Below are 15,724 nucleotides of genomic sequence, written 5' to 3' on the forward strand. Positions count from 1 at the left end.
ACAGATTCTTTGAAATTCTCCGCTTCCTGGCTTACCAAACCGCAAGATATTGGGCATTCGCGTTTGCCGTCCCCAAACGGGAATGAGGTGCGCTGGCTTACTTAAGGTCGGCGGCCGCATGCGATAGTTTCTCAGGGTTGCGAGTTACGTAGATCGCCGCAACGAGATCACCGCTAATGTCGAGCGCAGTAGTTTGGCGCACGTCTCCCGCTTCGATTGTAAGGAAGCCTGGCAAACCGCTGATGCGGCCATACCTGAGCAACCGCGATGGTTCACGGCTGAAGAGGATCGCCATTTCAATATGTCGCGCCATCACTGCGTCGATACCAACTAGGGGTATGGGTGAGGCTGACACCTTTCCACCGCCATCGGCGACCGCGATCACATCTTGCGTGAGCAAGGCGCGCAGCGCCTTCATATCGCCGTTGCGAGACGCAGAGTAAAATGCTGCCGCTACGGCCTCGCCGTGCGCTTTGCTGATTGCGAAACGGGGTCGCTCCTTCTGCAGGTCCGATCGAGCGCGGCTCGCAAGTTGCCGGCATGCCGCCGGGGCACGATTGATCGCCTCCCCGATCTGGACGAAGTCCATGCCGAATATATCGTGTAGCAGGAACGCGGCGCGTTGAAGGGGAGATAGGCGCTCCAATGCGATCATCAGCGGCAAGGTGATATCGTCGACCGGATCGGCATCATCCGGATCGAAGACAGGTTCTGGCAACCACGGTCCGATATACGTTTCCCGATTACAGCGCGCAGACGCCAAGACATTGAGGCAAAGCCGGGTGACGATTACACGAAGGAAAGCCGCCGGTTCACGCACCGTATTGTGATCCGACGCTAGCCAACGTCCGAACGCCTCCTGCACCACGTCTTCGGCATCGACGATCGAACCCAGCATCCTGTATGCCAAGCGTATCAATGGCGGCCGAAGCGCTTGTAGATCCTGACTGGATAGGTCCATCATCCGGCGGCTCCGCGGCGTCCTGCGACAAATTGCTTGGTTACCATCGTTACACGGTTGCCAAGATGTCGAGCGGTCGCAAGATCGGCTTCAGGCGGGGCAGTATCCGGCCCTTCGTCCGTGTTCGATTGGGCAGCGGCGCCCAGCCAGAACCCGAGCCGGTTAAGATCGTCCGGAGAACCTGCGGCCGAGTTGTTCGATGGCGGCAGGTCCAGGTTGACCCAGTGCATGCAGTGCTGGGCCGCGAAAAGGACCATCTGGAAGAGGGTTGAGAGCTTGTCGCCGGCGAGCGCGCCCGAGTTGGTGAAGCCGGCAGCGATCTTGTCTTTCCAGAGATAGCCCGACGCCATCACCGCGCGCGAGCTGGCCTCCTGAAAGGCTTTGAACGCTGCCGATGCTCCACCGACGTAGGTCGGCGCGCCGAAGATGATTGCGTCCGCTTCCAGCAAATCGGGCCAGCGGCCTTCTGCCTCCTCAACGGTCATCAAGATTGAACGGCCGCCGGGGATGTGTCGCACCCCCTCGGCAACGGCTTTAGCCTGTCGCGCTGTATGCCCGTATCCGCTATGATAGATGATTGCGACACACGCACTGCCCTGCGTCACCTCGCCCTTATAAAGCCCTTCTTCGATGCCCATCATGCCACCTCGTTCGACTGTCTTCGAATGGCATGACAAATTGACCGACGGTATTGTGACATGGGCAACAAAAGAATCATGGAAGGTGGACGCGTGCGTCCCAAATTTCGATCTCTTTGGGAAAGATTTGGCTTCTAATAATCTGCATTGGGGTTTGCGCGCGCGACGAGAAATCCTCCACCACGTAGCATCCCACCCCATTCCCCCCTACATCCATACCCATGCATCGGGTCGCCCCCGCCATCATCCTGTCGGTCCGGCCGCATGGCGAGCATGGGGCGATCGTGCGGGGCCTGACCCGCGCGGATGGGGTGCAGCCGGGCTATGTCCGGGGCGGACGGTCGCGGGGGCTGCGGCCGATCCTGCAACCGGGGAACGACATTATCGGCGAGTGGCGGGCGCGGACGGCGGAGCAACTGGCCGCGCTGACGATCGAGCCGGGGCATAGCAGGGCGGGGCTGCATGGCGAGCCGCTGGCCGCCGCCGGGATCGAGTGGCTGTGCGCGCTGACCGCCGCCGCCCTGCCCGAGGAACAGCCCTATCCCGTCCTCTACGATGCGCTGGACGCGGTGCTGACCGCGATCGAGTCGGCGCCCTCGGCGCGGGGCTGGGCGGGGGCGTTGGTGCGCTATGAATTGCTGCTGCTCGGGCAGTTGGGGTTCGGGCTGGATTTGGAGCGGTGCACCGTGACCGGCGCGGCGGACGACCTCGCCTATGTCAGCCCCAAGAGCGGCGCGGCGGTGTCGGTGGGGGCCGCGTTCGGTTATGAGGCGCGGCTGTTCCCGTTGCCCGCTTTCCTGTGCGAGGGCGGGGTGGCGGACTGGCCCGACATCTTTGCGGGCGCGCGGATCACCGCGCATTTCCTGACGCGCGATCTGCTCGCGGGTTTGCGCAACGATCCCATGCCGGCACGCGCGCGGTTGTTCGATCGGTTCAAAAGGGCGGTTGCGTGATGCCCGCCCGCTAAGGCAAAGGGCGCTCCGGACAGAGACAGGAAGGGGCCAGCCATGGCATTGATCGCGATCCTCGCCGGTGACGGCATCGGCCCGGAAGTGACGGCGGAAGCGCGGCGCGTGCTGGAGGCACTGGACCTGGGCCTGACCTTCGAGGAGGCCGAGGTCGGCGGTGCGGCGTACGAGGCGGCGGGCCATCCGCTGCCGCCCGAGACGCTGGCGGTGGCGGAGCGCGCCGATGCGCTGCTGTTCGGCGCGGTCGGCGATCCGCGCTTCGACAATCTGGAACGCGCGCACCGGCCGGAACAGGCGATCCTGGGCCTGCGCAAGGCGTTCGGCCTGTTCGCGAACCTGCGCCCTGCGCGGCTGTTCGAGGGGCTGGAGGATGCCAGCTCGCTGCGCCCCGACATCGCGCGCCGGATCGACATGGTGATCGTGCGTGAGCTGACCGGCGACGTCTATTTCGGCGCGAAGGGCCGTGGCACCACCGAGGCGGGCCTGCGCGAAGGCCATGACCTGATGCGCTATGACGAGGAAGAGGTCGCCCGGATCGCCCGCGTCGGCTTCGAGACCGCGATGCGCCGTCGTCGCCGCCTGTTGTCGGTGGACAAGGCCAATGTTCTGGAAACCTCGCAGCTGTGGCGTGATGTGGTGATCGAGGTGGCGAAGGATTACCCCGATGTCGCGCTCGACCATATGTATGTCGACAATTGCGCGATGCAGCTGGTGCGCGATCCAGGTCAGTTCGACGTCATCCTGACCGGCAATCTGTTCGGCGACATCCTGTCGGATCAGGCGTCGATGTGCGCCGGCTCGATCGGCATGCTGCCCTCCGCCGCATTGGGTGCGACGGGCAAGGGGTTGTACGAGCCGATCCATGGCTCGGCGCCCGACATTGCGGGCCAGGGCAAGGCCAATCCGTGCGCCGCGATCCTGTCCTCGGCGATGATGCTGCGCCACTCGCTGGGCCTCACCGAGGCCGCCGACCGCATCGACGCGGCGGTGGCGGGCGCGATCCGCGAGGGCGCGCGGACCGGCGATCTGGGCGGCAGCCTGTCGACCCGCGCCATGGCCGACGCGATCCTCGACCGACTCTGATCCGCATGGGCGCGCTCCTCGAACTCGCGGTCGTCATCCCGACCTTCAACGAGCGCGCCAATGTGCCCGTGCTCATCGCCAAGCTCGACCAGGCGCTGGCCGGGCGGCGGTGGGAGGCGATCTTCGTCGACGACAACAGCCCCGACGGCACGGCGGACGCCGCGCGTGAACTCGGCAAGGTCGACCCCCGCGTCCGGGTGATCCAGCGGATCGGGCGGCGCGGCCTGTCCTCGGCCTGTATCGAGGGGATGTGCGCCACTGCTGCTCCCATGGTCGCGGTCATCGACGGCGACCTCCAGCATGACGAGACGCTGCTCCCGAAGATGCTCGACCGGTTGCAGGCGGAAGGCGATCTCGATCTGGTGGTGGGATCGCGCTTCGTCGATGGCGGCGGGACGGGCGACTGGGATCGCGACCGCGTCGCCAAGTCGGCCTTCGCCACCAGATTGTCGCAGCGCGTGCTGAACGTGAACCTGTCCGACCCGATGAGCGGATTTTTCATGGTCCGCACGGCGGTGGCGCGCGAGACGGTGCCGCATCTGTCGGGCATCGGCTTCAAGATCCTGCTCGACATCATGAGTGCCTCGCCGCGCCCCTTACGCGCCGCCGAGATGCCCTATGTGTTCCGCGTGCGGACCGAGGGCGAGTCGAAGCTCGATCATGTCGTGGCGATGGAATATCTGATCGCGCTGTACGACCGTCGCTTCGGCAAGGTGGTGCCGGTGCGCTTCGCCATGTTCTCGGCGATCGGGGTGCTGGGCATCGGCGTGCACATGGCCGTCTTGAGCCTGTTCTTCGTCCTGCTGGGCGTCAGCTTCCTGGCCAGCCAGATCGTCGCGGTGGCGGCGGCGATGACCTTCAACTTCTTCCTCAACAACGCGCTGACCTATCGCGACCGGCGATTGCGTGGCTTCAAGCCGCTGCTCGATGGCTGGGTCTCCTTCTGTCTGGTCTGTTCGGTCGGGGCGATCGCCAATGTCGGCGTCGCGGCCTTTCTGCACGATGCGCGGGCCAACGAATGGGCGGTGTCGGCGCTGATCGGGGTGCTGATCGGCGCGGTGTGGAATTATGCGCTGTCGTCGCGGTTCGTGTGGGGGCGGTATTGAGGCAATCCCTCACCGCCAATCCGCAAACCAGGCCCAGCGCAGGAAAGCCCTCGGCCCGCCCAGCGCCCCGGCCGTCAGGATCGGATAGAAATAGACGAACAGGCTGATCGCCGCGACCAGATAGACCTCGTCCCAATCGCGCAGCCAGCCGCGCCACCGATCGATCACCACCGCCAGCGCGATCGACAGCCAGATCGCCGGCAGGAAGTAATAATAGTAAAAGCCCAGCGACTTGGGGATGATCGCCCAGATCGCGAACCCGCCGATCCAAAGCGCGGCGGCGACGCCCAGCCGCACCTCGCGCGTCCGCAGCCAGCCCAGCGCACAGGCCGCCACCGCGATCAGTCCGCCCCACATCACCACCGGATTGCCGAGCAGGAAAACCCCCCGCTGCGCCCCATCCGCGACTTCGTAGAAATACCAGATCGGCCGCCCGATGACGGGCCAGCTCCACCAGGCCGACTGATAGGCGTGCGGCGGTAGAATCTGGGTCTGGCGGGCATACATGTCGAGCTGGAACGGGATCAGCCGCGCCAGCGTCATCGGCTCGGACGCGTAGGAAAAGGCCGGCGCGAAGGTCGCGGCATAGGCGAGGCCCGCCGCCAGCCCGAGCAGTCCCCAGGCCGACCACCAGGACAACCCCGGCCAGCGCGACGGATCGCCGCGCTTCAGCAGGACGAACCCGATCGCCGCATAGCCCAGATAGGGCACGGCGGCCCATTTGGTGCCGACCGCCAGCCCCAGCAGCACGGCCCCCAGCGTCCAGCGCCATCGGCTCTGGCCTGCGTCGCCGCGCATCGCCCAGCCCATGGCGGCGACCGCCAGCACGACGAAGGCCGCCATGAACCCGTCGAGCATGGCGATGCGCGCCTGCACCAGCACGACGAAATTGACGATGGTCAGCAGACCCGCGACCGCCGCCGCGCGCGTCCGCCGTGTCATCAGCCAGACGATCGCGAACACGCCCCCGACGATCGCCGTTCCCGCCAGCGTCGACAGCGCGCGCCAGCCCAGCGGATTGTCGCCGAACACCAGCATCCCGGCGGCGATCAGCGTCTTGCCGAGCAGCGGATGCTCGATATTCACCGGCCCCGACAGCGCCAGCAGCGTGCGCGCGGCGGGGACATAATGGACTTCGTCGAAGACCAGCGTGTGCGGGGTGGTGAGTCGCCAGCTGAAGATCGCCTGGGCGATGGCGAGCAGCGCGAACAGCGCCGGGGCCGGGCGGCTGAAGGGGGCGAGCAGACGGCGCATGGCCATGGTCATGGCGCTGGCGCGGCGATCGGGCAATGACTTTGGTGGCGGGGGCTCCTACCGCCGACGACATTGGGGGATGACGGAGGGTGGGGCCCTCCGTCATCACGACTGGTCGGCTTAGCGGACCGCCGCGGCCTGGTTGGCGACGATCGCGTCGCGCTGTTCCTGGCTCATCGCGCTGGCGTTGACGTCCGCCGCCTTGATCGCGTCGGCGCGGTCCTCGGCATAGTCGCGGGTGTTCTCGGCGCGCTTGTCGAGCATCTTGGCTTCGTTGCGCAGCGCGTCGGCCTGCGACTCCATGGTGTCGGCGCGGTTGTCGGCGGCGTTCTCGACACGGTCCGCCAGCTTGTCGGTGCCCTTGCTGTTGCAGGCCGACAGCGACACCACGCTGGCCGCGAGCAAAAGGCCGATCCCAATCTTCATCGTCATTCTCCCTGTTGCAGGTCGCGAGCATAACCGGATCGGGCCGATTTTCGTTCCGATCGTGTAACGGTGACAGTTGGGAGGGATGCTGTCCGCCATGATAGGCGGAATATCCTTGAACCCCGTGTCCCGGACCGGCAAATGGGCTGGCATGAAGCGTAAGACTGGCCAGGACCGTTCGATCACCAACCAATGGCGTCCCGCAACGCAGGCCGTGCGCGGCGGCACCGCGCGGTCGGAATATGGCGAGACGTCCGAGGCGCTCTTTCTGACCTCAGGCTATTGCTATGACCGGGCGGGCGATGCGGCGGCGCGGTTCGCGGGCGAGCAGGAGGGGATGACCTATTCCCGCCTCCAGAACCCGACCGTCGAGATGCTGGAACAGCGTATCGCGCTCCTCGAAGGGGCCGAGGCGTGCCGGACCATGGCGTCGGGTATGGCGGCGATGACCGCGGTGTTGCTCTGTCAGTTGCAGGGGGGCGACCATCTGGTCGGAGGGCGCGCGGCGTTCGGATCGTGCCGCTGGCTGACCGACACGCTGCTCCCTAAGTTCGGCATCGCCACCACCGTCGTCGATGCCCGCGATCCGCAGGCGTTCCTCGACGCGGTCCGCCCCGAGACGAAGGTCTTCTTCTTCGAAACCCCCGCCAATCCGACGATGGACGTCGCCGACCTGGAGGCGATCTGCGCCATCGCGCGCGAACGCGGCATCACGACGGTCGTCGACAATGCCTTCGCGACGCCCGCGCTCCAGCGGCCGATGGATTTCGGCGCGGACGTCACCGCCTATTCCGCCACCAAGATGATGGACGGGCAGGGGCGCGTGCTGGCGGGCGCGGTGTGCGGGACCGAGGACTTCATCACCAACACGCTGCTGCCCTTCACCCGCAACACCGGTCCGACGCTGTCGGCCTTCAATGCCTGGGTGGTGTTGAAGGGGCTGGAGACGCTGGACCTGCGTATCCATCGCCAGTCGGAGTCGGCGTTGAAGGTCGCGACCTTCCTGGAGGGCCGCGTGCCGCGCGTCCTGTGCCCGGCGCTGCCCAGCCATCCGCAGCATGAGCTGGCGATGCGCCAGATGAAGGCGGGGGGCAGCATCTTCGCGCTCGAACTCGATGGCGGTCGCGAACAGGCGCACGGCCTGCTCGACGCGCTGGAGCTGATCGACATCTCCAACAATATCGGCGACTCGCGCTCGCTGATGACTCACCCGGCCTCGACCACCCATGCCGGTGTCGCCGAGGACAAGCGCGTCGAGATGGGGATCGGCGAGGGGATGCTGCGCCTGAATGTCGGGCTGGAGGATGCGGACGACCTGATCGACGATCTCGACCAGGCCCTGCGCGCCGTGGGTCTGTGAAGGCGCTCTTCTCCCACGCGCTGACCAGCGGGCCGGTGACGGTGCGCGTGTCGGTCAGCTATCTGCCCGAACAGTCCGAGCCGCAGCGCGGGCGCTGGTTCTGGGCCTATCATGTCCGCATCGAGAATGACGGGGATCAGCCGGTGCAGCTGCTCACCCGCCGCTGGATCATCACCGACGGACGCGGCGCGCGCCATTCGGTCGAGGGAGAGGGCGTGGTCGGCGAGCAGCCGGTGATCCAGCCGGGCACCGCCTATGACTATGTCTCGGGCTGTCCGCTGGCGACGACCAGCGGGGCGATGCAGGGCAGCTACAGGATGGTCGGCGCGGACGGCGTGACCTTCGATGCCGCCATTCCCCACTTCGCGCTGATCGCGCCGGCGGTGGAATCGTGAAGCGCACGCACCTGCCGCTCAACGGCCTGCGCGTGCTCGACGCGGCCGCGCGCCATCTGAGCTTCACCCGCGCCGCTGACGAGCTGGCGGTGACCCCGGCGGCGGTCGGGCAGCAGATCCGCGCGCTGGAGGATACGCTGGGCGTCGTGCTGTTCCGTCGCACCACGCGTGGGCTCGAACTGACGCCCGAAGCGGAGGCGGGGCTGGCCCCCTTGCGGGCGGGCTTCCTGCAATTCGAGGATGCGGTGCGCGCGATGCAGGCGGGCCAGTCGTCCAAGTCGCTGACCATCGCCGCGCCGCGCGACGTGACCGAGAAATGGCTGATGCCGCGCCTCGCCGCCATCGCCGCGAGCGATCCCGACCTGCGCTTCTCGCTGATCGCGTCGGACGAGGGGCTGGACTTCACCGAGGCGAATCTCGACCTCGCCATTCGCTGGGGTGACGGCCCCGGCGGGCTGGAGGGGGAGGCGATCGAGTCGGACGGAATGATTCCGATTGGTCCCGCCGACGCCCCGCTGATCGCCTGGCCGGGCGCGCCGGAGGACGGCGCGCCTCTGATCCGCGTGACCGATGCGGGCCTCGCCATCGATGCGGTGGCGGCGGGTCTGGGTCGCGCGACCGTGCCGCACCTGCTCGCCGAACGCGATCTGGCCGAGGGGCGGGTGATCGCAACCGGTGAAGCGGTGCCGTCGCGCATGGGGTACTGGCTGGTCGCCCCGCTGCCGCAATGGCGCCAGCAAAAGGTCAAGGCGCTGGTCGAAGCGCTGGGGGGCTGATCCAATCCTCCCCATCTCCGATGGGGAGGGGGACCGCCAGCCGTAGGCTGGTGGTGGAGGGGGCGGTTCCGATCGCAAATATAGGGGCTTTGCCAGACGGAATGCCCCTCCACCATGCTGCGCATGGTCCCCCTCCCCAAGCATAGCTTGGGGAGGAATAAGCGGTCAGGCCGCCGCCTCCGCGTCGAACGGCACCGGAAACTTCTTCGCGCAGAAGGCGCAGTCGACCTGGATCAGGCCATCGGCATCGGCCATCTCGCGCCGTTCCTCGACCGAGAACTTCGTGATGACGCTGGCGATATACTCCGCCGAGCAGCGGCAGCCGCGCACGATCGCGGGCGATTCCGATACGCGGACATTGCGCTCCTCGTTGAACAGCCGCCACACCAATGTCTCCAGCGGCAGCGCGGCGTCGGCCAGTTCCTCGACCTGCATGGTCTGGCCGAGCGCCTGGACATGCTCCCACTCGGGATGGTCGAGCTTGACGTGCAGCCGCTCGCGGCCTTCCTCGCCCTCGGGCAGATGCTGGAGAAACAGGCCGCCCGCGACCGTGCGACCGTCCGGCCCCTTGGCGATCCCGACGCGTAGCAGGCTGGGGATCTGCTCCGACTGGATGAAATAGCTCTCGGCGGCGGCCGACAGCGTGTCGCCGTCGAGCGGCACGATGCCCTGATACCGCTCGCCGGTCACCGCCAGGTCGAAGGTGATCGCCAGATAGCCCTGACCGAACAACGCGAACAGCGTCGGGTCGGCGGGCAGTTCGGCCAGCCGATCCTCGTCATACTGGATATAGCCGCGCAGCTCGCCGCCGCGATAATCGCAGACCAGCAGCCGGATCACGCCGCTGTCGCTGCGCGTCTGGATGGTCAACTGGCCGCTGGTATCCTTCAGCGTCGCGCCCATCAGCGCGGTCAGCGTCAGCGCCTCGGTCAGCAGCCGCTCGATCGCGGGGGGATAGGCGTGCGCCGCCAGAATCTCGTCCAGCACCGGGCCGAGCCGCACCAGTCGTCCGCGTGCGTGCTGCTCGGGAATAGTGAACGCGATCGCGCGGTCGAGGTCGGGCAGGGTGATGTCGGTCATGCTCGTGCCTTTACGCTCCGGAGGACGTCCGGGCGATATGGTGCCGGTCAGGCGGGAAAAGAGAAAAGGCCGACGAACCCGCCGGCCTTTCCATAGATAGTATGGGCTCGGCCGCGATCAACCGATCTGGCCAAAGCACCAGCGCAGCACCGATTTCTGCGCGTGGAGGCGGTTTTCCGCCTCGGGCCAGATCAGCGATTGCGGGCCGTCGATCACCTCCGACGTGACTTCCTCGTCACGGTGCGCGGGCAGGCAGTGGAGGAACTTGGCGTCGGGCTTGGCCAGCGCCATCAGTTCGGCATTGACCTGATACGGCATCATCGCGGCCAGCTTTTCCTCGGCATGGGCCTGGCCCATCGAAATCCAGGTGTCGGTGACGACGATGTCCGCGCCCTCGACCGCCGCACGCGGATCGGTGGTGCAGGTCGCGCGGCCCCGGCCCAGCTCCAGCGTGCCCGGCTCCGGGTGATAGCCATTGGGGCAGGCGGCCACGACGTCGAAGCCGAGCAGCCCACCCGCCTCGACGATCGAGTGCAGGACGTTGTTGCCGTCGCCCAGCCAGGCGACCTTCATGCCGGACAGGGTCTTGCCCGCCTCGATCACGGTCAGCAGGTCGGCCATGATCTGGCAGGGGTGCGACAGGTCGGTCAGGCCGTTGATGACCGGCACGCTGGCATAATGCGCCATTTCCTCGACCTTGGCATGGTCGTCGGTGCGGATCATGATCGCGTCGGTATAGCCCGACAGGATGCGCGCGGTGTCGGCGATCGTCTCGCCACGACCCAGCTGCATGGTCCCCGCATCGAGCACGATCGAGGTGCCGCCCAGCTGGCGGATCGCCATGTCGAAGCTGACGCGGGTGCGGGTCGAGTTCTTCTCGAACACCATGGCCAGCGTGTGCCCGGCGAGCGGCGCATCTGCATCGACGCGGCCTTTGGTGAAACCGGCGCGGGCGGCCTTGCGGGCCTGCGCGTCGGCCAGAATGGCGGTCACACCCTCGGGACCGGCGTCGGCGAGGTTCAGGAAGTGGCGGATCGTCATGGGTCTATACTCCGTCGCCCCGGCGGTTCCCCGCCGCCGGGGTGGCAGGGATCATCAGTCGTCGGCGGCGGGGACATAGACGCGCGCGGCGTCCGACAGCTTCGTCGCGAACTCGGTGATATGGCTCTCGTCGATGGTGAGCGGCGGCAGGATGCGGATGACATTCTCGCCCGCCGCGACCAGCAGCAGCCCGTGATGGTCGCGGCAGTGCGCGACGAAACGACGGCTGTCGCTCTTCATCTTCAGGCCCTGCATCAGGCCGTGGCCGCGCACTTCCTCAAACAGATGGTCGAAGTTCGGGATCATCTGCTCAAGGGTGGCGCGCAGGCGCTGGCCCATCGCCTCGACATGATCGAGGAAGCCCGGCTCCTGCATCACGTCGAGCACCGCCTCGCCCGCAGCCATGGCGAGCGGGTTGCCGCCATAGGTCGAGCCATGCGTTCCGGCGACCATGCCCTTGGCCGCTTCCTCGGTCGCCAGGCACGCGCCCAGCGGGAAGCCGCCGCCGATGCCCTTGGCCGACGCCATGATGTCGGGCTTCACGCCGTACAGCTCATGCGCGAAGAACTTGCCGGTACGGCCATAACCGCACTGCACTTCGTCCAGCACCAGCAGCAGGCCATGCTCGTCGCACGCCTTGCGCAGCCCTTGCAGGAATTCCATGCTGGCGGGGCGCAGGCCGCCTTCGCCCTGGATCGGCTCGACCAAAAAACCGGCGGTGTTGTCGTCGATCAGCGCGAGCGCGGCTTCCAGATCGTCGAACGGCGCATAGGCGAAGCCGGGCAGCAGCGGCTCGAACCCGTCGCGCATCTTGGGCTGGTTGGTCGCCGAGATCGCGCCCAGCGTCCGGCCATGGAACGCGTTGTTGAATGTGATGAGCGTATGGCGCTGCGGATTGCCATTGGCGAAGTGATAGCGGCGCGCAGTCTTGATCGCGCACTCGACGGCCTCGGCACCCGAATTGGTGAAGAACACCGTGTCGGCGAAGGTCGAATCGACCAGCCGCTGCGCGAAATGCTCACCCTGCGGGCTGCCATACAGGTTCGACACATGCATCAGCGTCGCGGCCTGCCTGGCGATCGCCTCGACCAGCTTCGGATGGCCATGGCCCAGCGCGTTCACCGCGATCCCGGCGGCGAAGTCCAGATACTGCTCGCCGTCCTCGCCATAGAGATAGACGCCCTCGCCTCGGACCGGACGCACCCCGCACCGTGGGTAGACGGGCATCAGGGCGGTGATGGTCACGGGGATGTCTCCTTCAAACAGCAAAGGGCGGCACAGGTGGCCGCCCTTTGCGATCATACGGGCTATTGCGCGTTCGCGTCAACGCGTCGGGGCACGTCAGCTTGTGGTGTCGGTCGTCAGATCGAAGGTGTTGAGTTCCCAGGTCGCGGCCCTGCTGCGCATCCGTGACCCCTTATATGTGGCCTGGGGCGATATGATGCTGAACCGTTCCAGTCGCTGCCCCTTTCGCGGATCGCTGTCGTTTCTGGGCGTATAGCGACGCATCGCCAGTTTCTGACTGACCACGTCGATCCACTGAGCGGGAATCCGATCGCTGATATTCTGGGGCGTAATGTCGACGACATGCCCGTCCGGTGTGATCCGATAGCTGAAATCGACGAAGTTGGCTTTTTCCTGTCCCGGCGCCGAGCCGAAATGCAGTTCCTCTTGTCGGATCGAGGGCGAGAATACCAGCATCTGACGGCCGGTCTGCCCCGGTTCCATCTCCGCCACCACCCGGTCGGCGACGGCGGCGCGGTCCTTCTCGTCGGCCAGTTGAATCCGGATCGCCCGCGCGGCGTTGCGATAGGGCAGCATTTCCGGCTCGGGGCGGTTCAGGATTCGCTCGGCCATGTCCCGCGCACGAGTCCGATATTCGGGATAAAGCGAACCCAGCGCGCTCTGCAGAACCGCCGCGCGCAGATAGGCCTGCCCCACCAGATCGAAATCCCGAATCTTGTCCGCCTCGCGCGCCACCCAGTCATAATGTTGGAACGCGCCCTCGGCTCGCCCCTCCCGCGCCAGTTCGTCACCTACCTCCAGCCGTTGGGCAAGGATGGCGGGATCGTTCGCAGGCAGTCCGGCCCGCAGGGCATAGACGGCATCGGCCGCATTGACGCGGGGGTTGGTCGGAACGCCGTTCAGCCGCGCCAGACGGCTGGTCGCGCGGTGGAGATCGGCGACCTCCTTGGGCAGCATCGAATCATAGCGACCGTTCCGACCGCGCGACGACAGCAGCGTGCGGTAGCTGCCTTGGTAGTTGCCGGTCAGGAACTGCATCTCGGCATAGGCCAGCGACCGGGCGATATCCTCCTTCGGCGGGCATCGATGCGCCAGGCAATCGTCCAGCGCCTTCTTGGTCTGGGTCAAACTGTCCGCCGTTACGACGACGGTCGGCCCATTCTCGACCGGGATGGGCAGGGTGAATTGCGATTGCAGAAGCAGCGTCAGCAGGATCATCGGCCGAATTCCTTCTCCCAGCGCGCCGACGCGAGTCGGTCGCATGATCAACGCCGGATGGGAGAAGAATATTCGTATCGATCTCGTCGATCGTGCAAGTTACAAAATGTGAATTGGTGCGCCAGTGCTCAGGCGTCGATCACCTCTTCATCGAGCCGCGCCGCATTCTCCTGAATGAACGCAAACCGGTGCGCGGGGTTGTTGCCCATCAGCCGGTCGACCAGATCCTTCACGCCCGCGCGTTCCTCATATTCCTGGGGCAGGGTGATGCGGATCAGGCTGCGGCTCGACGGGTCCATCGTCGTTTCGCGCAGCTGGCCGGGGTTCATCTCGCCCAGGCCCTTGAAGCGCGCGACGTCGACCTTCTTGCCCTTGAACGCGGTGCGCTCCAACTCGGCGCGGTGGGCGTCGTCGCGGGCGTAGAGCGACTTGGCGCCGACGGTCAGGCGATAGAGCGGCGGCTGGGCGAGATAGAGGTGCCCGCGCCGGACCAGGTCGGGCATTTCCTGGAAGAAGAAGGTCATCAGCAGCGTGGCGATATGCGCGCCGTCCACGTCTGCGTCGGTCATGATGACGATCTTTTCGTAGCGCAGCTGGGTCGGGTCGCAATCCTTGCGCGTGCCGCAGCCCATCGCCAGCGTCAGGTCGGCAATCTCCTGATTCTGCAGGATCTTGGTCGAGGTGGCGGATGCGACGTTCAGGATCTTGCCGCGGATCGGCAGGATCGCCTGCGTCTTACGGTCGCGCGCCTGTTTCGCCGAGCCGCCCGCCGAGTCGCCCTCGACGATGAACAGCTCGGTGCCCTCGGGGCTGTCCGCCGAACAGTCGGTCAGCTTGCCGGGCAGGCGCAGCTTGCGCGCGGACGTGGCAGTCTTGCGCTTGACCTCACGCTCGGCCTTGCGGCGCAGGCGCTCGTCCATCCGGTCGAGCACATAGCCGAGCAGCGCCTTGCCGCGCTCCATATTGGCCGAGAGATAATGGTCGAAATGGTCGCGCACCGCCTTTTCGACCAGACCCGCCGCTTCGGGGCTGGTGAGGCGATCCTTGGTCTGGCTCTGGAATTGCGGTTCGCGGATGAAGACCGAGAGCATCAGTTCGGAGCCGACCATGACGTCGTCGGCGGTGATGTCCTTGGCCTTTTTCTGGTTCACCAATTCGCCGAACGCGCGCAGGCCCCGCACCAGCGCCTGGCGCAGGCCCTGTTCATGGGTGCCGCCATCGGGGGTCGGGATGGTGTTGCAATACCAGCTATAGCTGCCGTCGCTCCACAGCGGCCATGCGACCGCCCATTCGACTCGGCCCTGTTCGCCCGGAAAGTCCTGATTGCCGGAAAAGGCATCGGCGGTGGCGCATTCGCGGCCGCCCAGCTGCTCCTTCAGATGGTCGGCGAGGCCGCCGGGGAACTGGAATACCGCGTCCGCCGGCGTGTCATCGGTGATCAGCGAGGGCGCACAATGCCAGCGGATTTCGACGCCCGCGAACAAATAGGCCTTGGAGCGGACCAGCTTGTGCAGCCGCGCCGGCTTGAAGGCGAGTTCGGGGCCGAAAATCTCGGTATCGGGGGTGAAGGCGACGCTGGTGCCGCGTCGATTGGGGGCCGCGCCCACCGTCTCCAGCGGACCGAGCGTCGCGCCCTTGGCGAAACGCTGGCGATAGAGGATACGTTCGCGCGCCACCTCGACCACCGTGTCCGACGACAGCGCGTTGACCACCGAGATGCCGACGCCGTGCAGGCCGCCGGACGTCGCATAGGCCTTGCCGGTGAACTTGCCGCCCGAGTGGAGGGTCGAGAGAATGACCTCCAGCGCCGACTTGTCGGGGAATTTGGGGTGCGGGTCGACCGGGATGCCGCGACCATTGTCGACGATGGTCAGGCGGTTGCCCGGCTCCAGCTTCACCTCGATCCGGGTGGCATGGCCTGCCACCGCCTCGTCCATCGCATTGTCGAGCACTTCGGCCGCCAGATGGTGCAGCGCGCGCTCGTCGGTGCCGCCGATATACATGCCCGGCCGGCGACGCACCGGCTCCAGCCCCTCCAGCACCTCGATCGAGGAGGCGTCATAGGCGGGTTGGGGGCGGGCGCCGCCCGCGAACAGATCATTGGACATAACGGGAACTATAGGGGGTGTGGAGCCCATGCGCCAGCACCGGGTGGCGTGGCGCAAATGCAACA

General features: G+C 66.4%; 15 protein-coding genes. 6 read left to right on the forward strand and 9 right to left on the reverse strand.

What is annotated here, in order from left to right:
- Positions 1 to 97: 97 nt before the first annotated feature.
- Both sigJ and ACQHGV_RS02310 read right to left on the reverse strand, forming a co-directional pair.
- Positions 98 to 961 (reverse strand): RNA polymerase sigma factor SigJ, encoded by an 864-nt coding sequence (gene sigJ / locus ACQHGV_RS02305; RefSeq protein ID WP_440980111.1) that lies wholly within the window; start codon positions 959 to 961, stop codon positions 98 to 100.
- Positions 961 to 1,602 carry a flavodoxin family protein gene (locus tag ACQHGV_RS02310; RefSeq protein WP_440979278.1) on the reverse strand — a complete coding sequence of 214 codons (642 nt, stop codon included), beginning with the start codon at positions 1,600 to 1,602 and terminating at the stop codon, positions 961 to 963. The genes sigJ and ACQHGV_RS02310 overlap by 1 nt, the downstream gene beginning before the upstream one ends.
- Before the next feature lie 218 nt (positions 1,603 to 1,820).
- Here ACQHGV_RS02310 and recO point away from each other — a divergent pair, with 218 nt between their 5' ends.
- The 3 genes from recO to ACQHGV_RS02325 are packed head-to-tail and all read left to right on the forward strand — an operon-like array spanning position 1,821 to position 4,756.
- Positions 1,821 to 2,552 (forward strand): DNA repair protein RecO, encoded by a 732-nt coding sequence (gene recO, locus ACQHGV_RS02315; RefSeq protein WP_440979279.1) that lies wholly within the window; start codon positions 1,821 to 1,823, stop codon positions 2,550 to 2,552.
- A gap of 54 nt (positions 2,553 to 2,606) precedes the next feature.
- Positions 2,607 to 3,650 (forward strand): 3-isopropylmalate dehydrogenase, encoded by a 1,044-nt coding sequence (leuB, locus tag ACQHGV_RS02320; protein ID WP_440979280.1) that lies wholly within the window; start codon positions 2,607 to 2,609, stop codon positions 3,648 to 3,650.
- Positions 3,651 to 3,655: 5 nt separating this feature from the next.
- Positions 3,656 to 4,756, forward strand: coding sequence for a glycosyltransferase family 2 protein (locus ACQHGV_RS02325; protein ID WP_440979281.1), 1,101 nt, complete (start codon positions 3,656 to 3,658; stop codon positions 4,754 to 4,756).
- 9 nt (positions 4,757 to 4,765) lie between these two features.
- Here ACQHGV_RS02325 and ACQHGV_RS02330 read toward each other — a convergent pair whose 3' ends face one another.
- Positions 4,766 to 6,022 carry a phospholipid carrier-dependent glycosyltransferase gene (locus tag ACQHGV_RS02330; protein ID WP_440979282.1) on the reverse strand — a complete coding sequence of 419 codons (1,257 nt, stop codon included), beginning with the start codon at positions 6,020 to 6,022 and terminating at the stop codon, positions 4,766 to 4,768.
- Positions 6,023 to 6,130: 108 nt separating this feature from the next.
- On the reverse strand, positions 6,131 to 6,442 hold the full coding sequence (locus ACQHGV_RS02335; RefSeq protein WP_240455935.1) for a hypothetical protein: 312 nt from the start codon (positions 6,440 to 6,442) through the stop codon (positions 6,131 to 6,133).
- Positions 6,443 to 6,587: 145 nt separating this feature from the next.
- Here ACQHGV_RS02335 and ACQHGV_RS02340 point away from each other — a divergent pair, with 145 nt between their 5' ends.
- From ACQHGV_RS02340 to ACQHGV_RS02350, 3 genes are read left to right on the forward strand one after another with little or no spacing between them, the layout of a single operon-like run.
- Positions 6,588 to 7,796 (forward strand): trans-sulfuration enzyme family protein, encoded by a 1,209-nt coding sequence (locus ACQHGV_RS02340; protein WP_440979283.1) that lies wholly within the window; start codon positions 6,588 to 6,590, stop codon positions 7,794 to 7,796.
- Positions 7,793 to 8,191, forward strand: coding sequence for a Co2+/Mg2+ efflux protein ApaG (gene apaG, locus ACQHGV_RS02345; protein ID WP_183952788.1), 399 nt, complete (start codon positions 7,793 to 7,795; stop codon positions 8,189 to 8,191). The genes ACQHGV_RS02340 and apaG overlap by 4 nt, the downstream gene beginning before the upstream one ends.
- Positions 8,188 to 8,967 carry a LysR family transcriptional regulator gene (locus ACQHGV_RS02350; protein ID WP_440979284.1) on the forward strand — a complete coding sequence of 260 codons (780 nt, stop codon included), beginning with the start codon at positions 8,188 to 8,190 and terminating at the stop codon, positions 8,965 to 8,967. Before apaG ends, ACQHGV_RS02350 begins: the two co-directional genes overlap by 4 nt.
- 165 nt (positions 8,968 to 9,132) lie before the next feature.
- Here the strand turns inward: ACQHGV_RS02350 and hslO are convergent, their stop codons facing one another.
- The 5 genes from hslO to parE all read right to left on the reverse strand — a co-directional run bounded on the left by hslO (position 9,133) and on the right by parE (position 15,659).
- Entirely contained in the window at positions 9,133 to 10,047 is a 915-nt protein-coding gene (hslO, locus tag ACQHGV_RS02355; protein ID WP_440979285.1) for an Hsp33 family molecular chaperone HslO, read from the reverse strand.
- A 117-nt stretch (positions 10,048 to 10,164) separates the two neighbouring features.
- Entirely contained in the window at positions 10,165 to 11,088 is a 924-nt protein-coding gene (gene argF / locus ACQHGV_RS02360; RefSeq protein ID WP_440979286.1) for an ornithine carbamoyltransferase, read from the reverse strand.
- Positions 11,089 to 11,142: 54 nt separating this feature from the next.
- Positions 11,143 to 12,333 (reverse strand): aspartate aminotransferase family protein, encoded by a 1,191-nt coding sequence (locus ACQHGV_RS02365; protein WP_440979287.1) that lies wholly within the window; start codon positions 12,331 to 12,333, stop codon positions 11,143 to 11,145.
- A gap of 96 nt (positions 12,334 to 12,429) precedes the next feature.
- Positions 12,430 to 13,551, reverse strand: a complete 1,122-nt coding sequence (locus ACQHGV_RS02370; RefSeq protein ID WP_440979288.1) for a hypothetical protein — start codon at positions 13,549 to 13,551, stop codon at positions 12,430 to 12,432.
- A gap of 128 nt (positions 13,552 to 13,679) precedes the next feature.
- On the reverse strand, positions 13,680 to 15,659 hold the full coding sequence (gene parE, locus ACQHGV_RS02375; RefSeq protein WP_409789300.1) for a DNA topoisomerase IV subunit B: 1,980 nt from the start codon (positions 15,657 to 15,659) through the stop codon (positions 13,680 to 13,682).
- Positions 15,660 to 15,724 lie beyond the last annotated feature (65 nt).

The organism is Sphingomonas pseudosanguinis, from assembly GCF_052056765.1.
GTDB lineage: Bacteria > Pseudomonadota > Alphaproteobacteria > Sphingomonadales > Sphingomonadaceae > Sphingomonas > Sphingomonas pseudosanguinis.